Source organism: Reyranella sp., from assembly GCF_036558665.1.
In the GTDB taxonomy this organism is placed as follows: domain Bacteria; phylum Pseudomonadota; class Alphaproteobacteria; order Reyranellales; family Reyranellaceae; genus Reyranella.
The window spans coordinates 90,027-98,103 of the sequence record NZ_DATBFE010000130.1; the positions used below are offsets into that span (position 1 = coordinate 90,027).

6 protein-coding genes, 1 pseudogene and 1 riboswitch are annotated in these 8,077 nt (G+C 65.0%); of the genes and pseudogenes, 3 read left to right on the forward strand and 4 right to left on the reverse strand.

The features are described 5' to 3' along the window. The first annotated feature begins 243 nt into the window (after nucleotides 1–243). Complete coding sequence (locus VH499_RS19405) at nucleotides 244–2,469, forward strand: peptidoglycan-binding domain-containing protein (RefSeq protein ID WP_332054402.1); 2,226 nt, start codon at nucleotides 244–246, stop codon at nucleotides 2,467–2,469. 39 nt (nucleotides 2,470–2,508) lie between these two features. Here the strand turns inward: VH499_RS19405 and VH499_RS19410 are convergent, their stop codons facing one another. Beyond that, a complete protein-coding gene (locus VH499_RS19410; protein WP_332054403.1) occupies nucleotides 2,509–2,829 on the reverse strand; it encodes a hypothetical protein in 321 nt (106 codons plus the stop codon). A gap of 63 nt (nucleotides 2,830–2,892) precedes the next feature. Beyond that, complete coding sequence (locus tag VH499_RS19415; RefSeq protein ID WP_332054404.1) at nucleotides 2,893–3,243, reverse strand: hypothetical protein; 351 nt, start codon at nucleotides 3,241–3,243, stop codon at nucleotides 2,893–2,895. Continuing rightward, a riboswitch (SAM-I-IV-variant riboswitch) is annotated at nucleotides 3,244–3,343 on the reverse strand. Nucleotides 3,344–3,439: 96 nt separating this feature from the next. On the opposite strand from VH499_RS19415, the gene VH499_RS19420 reads away from it, so the two are divergent. Next, entirely contained in the window at nucleotides 3,440–4,531 is a 1,092-nt protein-coding gene (locus VH499_RS19420; RefSeq protein WP_332054405.1) for a Zn-dependent alcohol dehydrogenase, read from the forward strand. Next, nucleotides 4,532–6,490: a peptidoglycan-binding protein gene (locus tag VH499_RS19425; RefSeq protein ID WP_332054406.1), complete on the forward strand. Its 1,959-nt coding sequence runs from the start codon at nucleotides 4,532–4,534 to the stop codon at nucleotides 6,488–6,490. 32 nt (nucleotides 6,491–6,522) lie between these two features. Here the strand turns inward: VH499_RS19425 and VH499_RS19430 are convergent, their stop codons facing one another. Continuing rightward, nucleotides 6,523–7,095 carry a hypothetical protein gene (locus VH499_RS19430; RefSeq protein ID WP_332054407.1) on the reverse strand — a complete coding sequence of 191 codons (573 nt, stop codon included), beginning with the start codon at nucleotides 7,093–7,095 and terminating at the stop codon, nucleotides 6,523–6,525. Between the two features lie 483 nt (nucleotides 7,096–7,578). Then, a pseudogene (locus VH499_RS19435) lies at nucleotides 7,579–7,914 on the reverse strand (transposase family protein); the annotation flags it as partial. Nucleotides 7,915–8,077 lie beyond the last annotated feature (163 nt).

An 8,077-nucleotide genomic window follows, 5' to 3' on the forward strand; every position in this document is an offset into this window, starting at 1 on the left:
GCGGCTGTCCGGGCACCGCATATCCTGAGCTGAAAGAAACGGCAGGCGGTCGCTGCAGCCCGCGAGACGCAAAGGCCAGGCGCCCACGGAAACAGTTCATACAAAAATCAGAGGTCCGCTGAAACACACTTTGCAGGCAATCGGCCTATGCTTTCCCCGCGCCGAAGGGGGTTCGGCGTGTGGGAAAAGTGGGACGCGGGTCGTGCGGAGGGAATCGCCGGCCTGGCGATAGTGGGTGCATCAATGCGCATCAAGAGAGACTTGCCCGCCGCGCTCTACATGTCGCGCGGCTCCGTTGGCCCGACCAAGTATGGCCCTGATCCTGTGGTGCCGCTACGTGCGATCGGGAGCGCGCCGGGCCGGCGTGTTGCCTTCAGGCAAAGCACACCCGTCTTCGGCAGCGGCGACGCGAGCACGGCACCTACGCAGCCGTCGGAACTCGCCGACAAATATGCCTTGCTGCTCAAATACTCCGACAAGGCACGTGCCGCGGAAGAGCGCCTGAACGAGCTCCCGGACGATCTGCGCGACAGATTCAAGCAGGAAGTCGTGGCGGATCCGGCCCGTATCGAAGACATCGTCGCCGCCCTCCTTGCCGAAGCGCGCAAGCGACTGAGCCCGTTCGACGATGCGGAGCTTGATGCCCTTTACCAGAAGCTCGCGGCGCATGGCCCCGATGCTCAAGCGGAGTTCAAGCGCGTACTCGAGCTGCTGAAGGGTCAGGTCGATGCAGCGAAGGTGTTCGCGCAGATCTCCGAAGACCATCTGGTGCGCGAAGCGCAAGAGAAGAGCCGGCGTTCCGCGGACCGCGACCTGGCCGCCGCGCCGCACGAGCCCGAAACCGCGGAAGAGATGGAGGAACGGCGTCGCCGGGCGGCAAGGATTGCCCGCGAGATCGAAGAGTTGAGGCGCACGTTCGAAAGCCGGTCCCTTGCCACGGGATCCGATACGCCGAAGACGGCCGAAGGCGCCCTGCCGGCGCCGCCTACCCAGACTTCGCATCGCGCTGGCGAAGCCGGCCAGCCGGCCGCCGCAGCCGGAGATCGCGCGATGGCTCTGCCGGTCGAACTGCCGGCGACGGTCGCAAACCCTTCCCAGGTGACGGGCGACGATGCGCCTCGCCTTGGCGCCGAGCTTGGCGCGGTGTCGGCAACGCCAGCCATTCCGGCAACGCCACAACAGGACCAGTCAGTGGCGGCAGGCGGCAGCTTCGCAAGACAACGGAAATGGGCGCCGGCCCTGACGGCGGCGATTGTCGTGATTGCGGCAGCGTCCGGCGGTGCCGTGAAGCTGACGGTCCCGCCGCTCGAGATAGCCGACGCAGGGCACCGCCGCGCCGTCGCCGAACTGCAGCGTCAGGCGCAGCAGGAGGCGGCGTTGCGCGAGGCTGCCGTGAAGAAGGCCGAGAGCGAAGCTGCGGCGCGCAAGGCCGCCGAAGCCGCGCTTGCCGCTGAAGCCATGACTCGCCGCCACGAGGAAGAAACCCGGCAGGCGGCTGCCCGTCAGCGAGAAGATGAAGAAAGGACCAGGATCGAGGCAGCCCGGGAACAGGCCGAAGCAGAAGCGCGCCTCGCCGCCGAGGAAGCGGCCCGACGTCAGGAGGCCGAAGAATCGGCCCGCCGGCAGGCGGCCGAAGATGCCCGGCGACAGGTTGTCGAGGAGGCGCGCCGCAAGGCGGACGAGCAGGCGGCGAAGATGGCTGAAAGCCGCCCGAGGCCCGAAGCCGACGTCCGGCAGCAGGCTGAGAAGGCGGAGGTTGCCCTGAACCTGTCCGACACCGAACGCAAGCGGGTGCAGGCGGCGCTGACGGCGCTCGGCCACGAAGTTCCGGCGACCGGCTACTTCGGACCGATCACGCGGGCGGCGATCACGGCCTGGCAGAAGATGCAGGGCTTGCCGGCAACAGGCTTTCTGGATGAAGCGCAGCTCGTCTCCCTGAACGTACGTGCTGTGTCGTCGAAGGGCGCAGAGGAGCAGACGAAGCTCGACCCGCAGCGAGCCGAGGCTGCCCTGAACCTGTCCGACGCCGAACGCAAGCGGATACAGGCGGCGCTGACCGCGCTCGGTCACGAAGTTCCAACCACGGGATATTTCGGACCAGTCACGCGGGCGGCGATCACGGCGTGGCAGAAGACGCAGGGTCTGCCGGCGACCGGCTTCCTCGATGCCTCGCAGCTCGCGGCGCTGCAGGCGCAGGCTGCCACGGTAAAGCGCGCCGACGAGCCGACCAGGCTCGATCCCGCGCAGGCCGAGGCTGCCCTGAACCTGTCCGACGCCGAACGCAAGCGGGTGCAGGCCGCCCTGACCGCGCTCGGTCACGAAGTGTCGGCTACGGGATACTTCGGGCCAGTCACGCGGGCGGCGATCACGGCGTGGCAAAAGACGCAGGGTCTGCCGGCAACCGGATATCTGACGGACGAGCAGCTCACGACGCTCCGCCAGCAAGCCGCGGCCGTCGCTGCGAAATAGGACGAGGCGGCCGGCGGCGACCTCGCCCTGCCGGCCGTCCTACGGTCTGCCCACCTTGCCGAAGGTGCCGAGGTAGCCGTTCACGTTCAGGACCGGGATATCCACCCAGCCGTCGCGGGACAGCGATCGGCCGCTGATCTGGCCGAGATACACGGCATCTCCCACCTTGATGTTGTAGTAGGTCGTGAGATAGAGCAGCCCATCGTCATCGAAGTGATCGATCTTGCGGAATCCCTTGGCTTGGACCGTGATCGTCTTTTGGTTGGAATGTCGGAGATCGAACAGGCCGTCCGAGTCGCCTTCGAACGAGCCCTGCAAAAGCTGCAACGTCAGCGGCTCGTCAGACAGCGATGCACACATCCACGTCCTTGCTGTTCTCCTTCTCGAAAGCGGCGAGATAAACGTTCTTCAGATCGGTATCCTTCATTTGTCGACTCTCATCGCAAAATCCATGGCGCGCAGCAGCGCGGCCTCCCTGATCGTCTGCATCACCAGTTGAGCCGACCCGGGCTCGACCAGCCTGAAAGGATCGCTGGCGCGCGATTCATTTTCTAATACGGCGGCAATTCCGTAAGTCGACAATCCGCCTCTTCGCAGCGCCATGATTCGCGGCAGGATGCGCGCGATGTACCTGCGATCGTAGAGTCCGATCCGCGCCGGCAATCTCACATGGAACCTGCTTCTTACCGGCATGAGGTTTCCCGAGTGCACGATCGCCGGCGCACAGCCGGCAATCGCAACAGCGCGCGGGATCAACTCGCGGCGGGTGATCATTGGGAATCCCTTCGTTGCCCTTCGGCCTCATCCCCTCTCGGGAACCACCTTGCCGGGATCGACAGGTTGGTATGGGCAAAACCCATTCCTGATGATGCAAAACCGATGTGGTGCCCGCGGCGCACCGATTCAAGAGTCGTTGAGCCGAACGCGGCCGAATCGTAGTGTGGTCGGCAAATCCGGGAGGGCCAAGATCATGAAAGCTGCCGTGCTGCACGAGGTGAACAAGCCGCTGGTCATCGAAGACGTCGGCGTGCGCAAGCCGGGGCCGCGCGAGGTGCTGCTGCGGACGGCGTGCGCGGGGCTTTGTCATTCCGACCTGCACTTCATGGAGGGACTCTACCCGCATCCGCTGCCGGCGGTACTGGGGCACGAATCGGCCGGTATCGTCGAGGAGGTCGGCTCGGACGTCACCTACGTGAAGAAGGGCGACCATGTGGTCACCTGCCTCTCGGTCTTCTGCGGGACCTGCGAGCAATGCCTGTCGGGCCGGCCGGCCATCTGCACCAATACCGAGGTCAAGCTGCCGCCTGGCGTGTCGACACGCATGACCTGGAACAAGACGGGCCCCATTCACCAGTTCCTCAACATGTCGTCCTTTGCCGAACAGATGCTCGTGCACGAGAACGCGATCGTGAAGATCCGCGAGGACATGCCGCTCGACCGCGCCGCGCTGATCGGCTGCGGCGTGATCACCGGCGTCGGCGCCGTCTTCAACACCGCCAAGGTCGCGCCGGGCGAGACGGTGGTGGTGATCGGCTGCGGCGGCATCGGCATGGCCGCCATCAACGGGGCGGCCATCGTCGGCGCCGGCCGCATCATCGCTGTGGACAACAACCCGGTGAAGCTGCAGCTCGCGACGAAGCTCGGCGCCACCGACATTGTCGATGTCAGGAACGGCGACCCAGTCGAGCAGGTGAAGGAGCTGACCAAGGGCCAGGTCCATCACGCCATCGAGGCGGTTGGCGCCAAGGTGACGGCCGAACAGGCGTTCCAGATGCTGGGACCGGGCGGCGTGGCGACCATCATCGGGATGATCCCCTTCGGCACCAAGATCGAGCTGCACGGCTTCGAGTTCCTGCGTGGCGAGAAGAAGATGCAGGGATCGTCGATGGGCTCGAACCGCTTCCGCATCGACATGCCGCGCCTGGTAGAGCACTACCTGAAGGGACGCCTGCATCTCGACGACTGGATCTCGGCTCGCATCAAGCTGTCCGAGATCAACGAAGGCTTCGCCAGCATGAAGTCCGGCAAGGTGCTGCGATCGGTCATCATGTTCGACGCGTAGGTGGCGAGCATCAACGCGCGACTTCCGGTCCCGCGTCGACAGATACATTTGATACAAAAGAGCCAAGCCGCCGAAGGACGCTTTGTCGGCAATGGGTTTATGCTTTTGGTGCACCGGCCGAATTTCGGCGCGGGGGGAAAGTTCGGACGCAGGCCGTGCGGAGGGCAGCCGCACGCTGCGCCAGCGGGTGCACAGATGCGCTCCAGGAGAGAATTGCCAGTCGCGCCCCACATGTCGCGCGACGTTGACTCGTCGATGTCGTCGCGTCCTGTCGGAGCCGCGCCGGACCAGGCAGCCGCGCGCGCCATTCTCGACAGGGCTGGCGGCAGCCCCATCAGCTACTGCAGCGGTTGCGGCAAGCCGCGCGGCGCGACGATCGCGAAATGCCTTTTCTGCGGCAACACAGATGCCGTTGCGCCGGGCCCGATGCCGTTGGACGCCGATTCGTCACGCGTCGACGACGTCGCGACGGCCATGCTTGTGGAGGCGTGGGAGCCGCCGAGCGCGTTCGACGATCCGAAGCTGGATGCGCTGTATCGAAAGTTCGGGCCCGCCGGCGATGAAGCGCAGGCGGAATTCCGGCGTGTCCTCGAGCTGCTGAAGGGTGATGTCGACGCCCGGAGAGTGTTCGCCCGAATCATCGAGGAACATCTGGTCGAGGACGCGCAAGAGAAGAGCCGACCTGCCGGCGACGCCGAGCCGGCTTCGGAAGGCGGCGACCACGCGTGGCCGTGGACCGTCGCCGTCCAGCCCGATGCCGCATCGGCGGACGCGGAATTGGTAGACAGGAAGATGTCGGCGATGCCGCACGATGCGCTGTCGCCGGCGGCGGCGGTCCTTACCCATGCCTTGCAAGGCCGATGGGTGCCGTGGCTTGCGGCGGCCATTGTCGTGATCGCGATGTCCGGCGCCGCGATGCTGATGGCGCCCCCCACCGGCCCCGCCGACGGAACGTTCCGCCAGGCCGTGGCCGACATACAGCGGCCGTTGGCGCAGAACGGAACGATGCCGCGCGAGGCCAGCGCGAAAGAAACCGAGATCGAGGCTACCTTCACGCGTGCCGCGGCCCAGGAAGCCGCCCGGCGCCAGGTCGAGGATGCCAGTGGGCCGGTGGAGGAGGAGGCGGCGCCGCCTTCTGCGGAAAGCCGGCCGGACACGCAGGCCGAGCTCCCGACGAAGCCGGCCGATCAGCAGTCCGAGGCTGCCATGAACCTGTCCAACCACGACCGCATGCTGGTACAGGCGGCGCTGACGGCGCTTGGCGATGAAGTTCCGACCACGGCCTATTTCGGGCCGATCACGCGAGCGGCAATCACGGCCTGGCAGAAGAAGCAAGGTCTGCCGGAAACCGGCTTCCTCGATGCCTCCCAACGCCTGGTCTTGTACGCACAGGCCGCGTCCGTGGAGCGCAAGGTGGAACCGACGGTCTCGGCCGCTCAACAGTCCGAAGCCGCCATGAACCTGTCCAATCACGATCGCATGCTGGTGCAGGCGGCGCTGACGGCGCTTGGCGATGAAGTTCCCACGACGGCCTATTTCGGGCCGATCACGCGAGCGGCGATCTCGGCCTGGCAGAAGAGGCAAGGTCTGCCGGAAACGGGCTACCTCGATGCCGCCGAGCTCGCGGCCTTGTACGCACAGGGCGCGGGCGCGGAGCGCAGGGCGCAGCCGGCGGTGCCGGACGCCCGGCAATCCGAGGCGGCGGTGAACCTGTCCGACCAGGACCGGAAGCGGGTGCAGGCCGCCCTGACCCTGCTCGGCCACGACGTTCCGGCGACGGGCTACTTCGGGCCGATCACGCGAGCAGCGATCTCGGCCTGGCAGAAGACCAAAGGCCTGCCGGAAACCGGGTACCTGTCCGACGCGCAGCTTGCGACCCTCCAGCAGCAGGCCGCTGCCACGCTGGCGAAGCAGGACGAAGCCCAGATCCGGTCCAAGGACCAACGGGCGAGTCGGTAGGGGATTGATCGCGGGAGCTGGCGCGAGCCCGTCTAGGACCGCATTGCCCCCGCATCGGCAGCGAGCGTTCTCGCGGTCTTCTCCAGGCGATGCGCTTCCTGGAATGTGCGAACGAAGTCGGCTTTTGGCATCGCCCGCAAGGCCGTCGCCGTCGTCGAAGGAAGGTTCAGCGAGAACACATCGATCATCGTGGAAGCCGGATGGTGCAGACAGAACCACGTCCAATAGGCTGCCTGCAGTCCGTTGAATCTGTGACCCATGCCGCGCAGGCCGCGCAAGGTGAACATCAGCAGCACTTCCATGGATTCAGGATTGAACTCGAGCTCTCCGTCCGGGTCCTCGTCGGCATGCTTGAAAAAGATGCCATCGGAAACGACCATCTCGTTCCATCGCTTGTGAAACTCGTGCTTCACCATGTTCGTGCCGAACAACAGGTCGGCGACGCCCTTGCGCTTCGCCAACGCGTGAACGATTTCGTGAGAAGCCGCAACCATCGTATGAATGGCCACCGGATCGCGATCGAAGAAGAACATCTCGATGGCGGTGTCGATTTGCCGACAGGCCGCCTCGATTTTGGTGATTCTCAGCTTTGTCGGAACGTTCACGCCGTTTTCCTGTCAAGCATGACGACATTCTGCGCCGGCGGGGTGACGTACATATCCTTCCCGCCGCCATACCAGCCGTCACGGCGCCGGAATGCACCCGGCGCGTATATCCTGATCCACTTCGCCGACACCCAAACCCTCTGCCGGAAACGCCACGACATTGACGTTCGGCTGCTGACCCCACCCGAGCATGCCTCGACTTTGCGCCGAGAGCAAAGGCCGTCTAGCTGCCGACAAGCAGGCAAATGCGGCTAACCCGAACGTGGTAAGGGCGGCAACGCACCGGATCGGTCGGAAAGATGGTGCTGCCGGACAGGATTGAACTGTCGACCTCTCCCTTACCAAGGGAGTCATATGACATTGTATGTCAATAACTTGGAAGCTTGCCTACTGTCTTGCCTACCAGATCTGCCTATCAGGAAACCGCTTGAGTTCTTCCGACTAGGGCTATGGCTAGTGACGTGCTCCCCGATATGACCTCGTTCAGAGGGAGAGTCTGTTCCGGTTATGCCCCTCGCTGGGGCGGGCTGCAAACTCCGTCGGCGCGAGCCCATCGAGGCTCGAGTGTGGTCGCCTTGTGTTGTAGTCGATGCGCCAGGCCTCGATGATCCTGCGTGCTTCGGCGAGACTGACGAACAGATGCTCGTTGAGGCACTCGTCACGCAGCCTGCCATTGAAGGACGCGATGAAGCCGTTCTGCGTTGGCTTGCCGGGCGCGATGTAGTGCCACTCGACCCTGTGATCCTGCTGCCAGCCAAGGATGGCGCGCGAGGTCAGTTCCGTGCCGTTGTCGCTGACGACCATGCAGGGCCTGCCACGCTGCGTCGGCTGCGGCGCAAAGGACATGGCGAGAGATAATCCAGCGCAGTGCGACCTTCGGACGGGGTCATCACCGTAGCCGGCATGCCCGGATAGAGATGAAGGCCCGCGACCTCGTCCTCGTCCGGTTGGACCGAGACGACAAAGTACAGGTTGTTGGTCT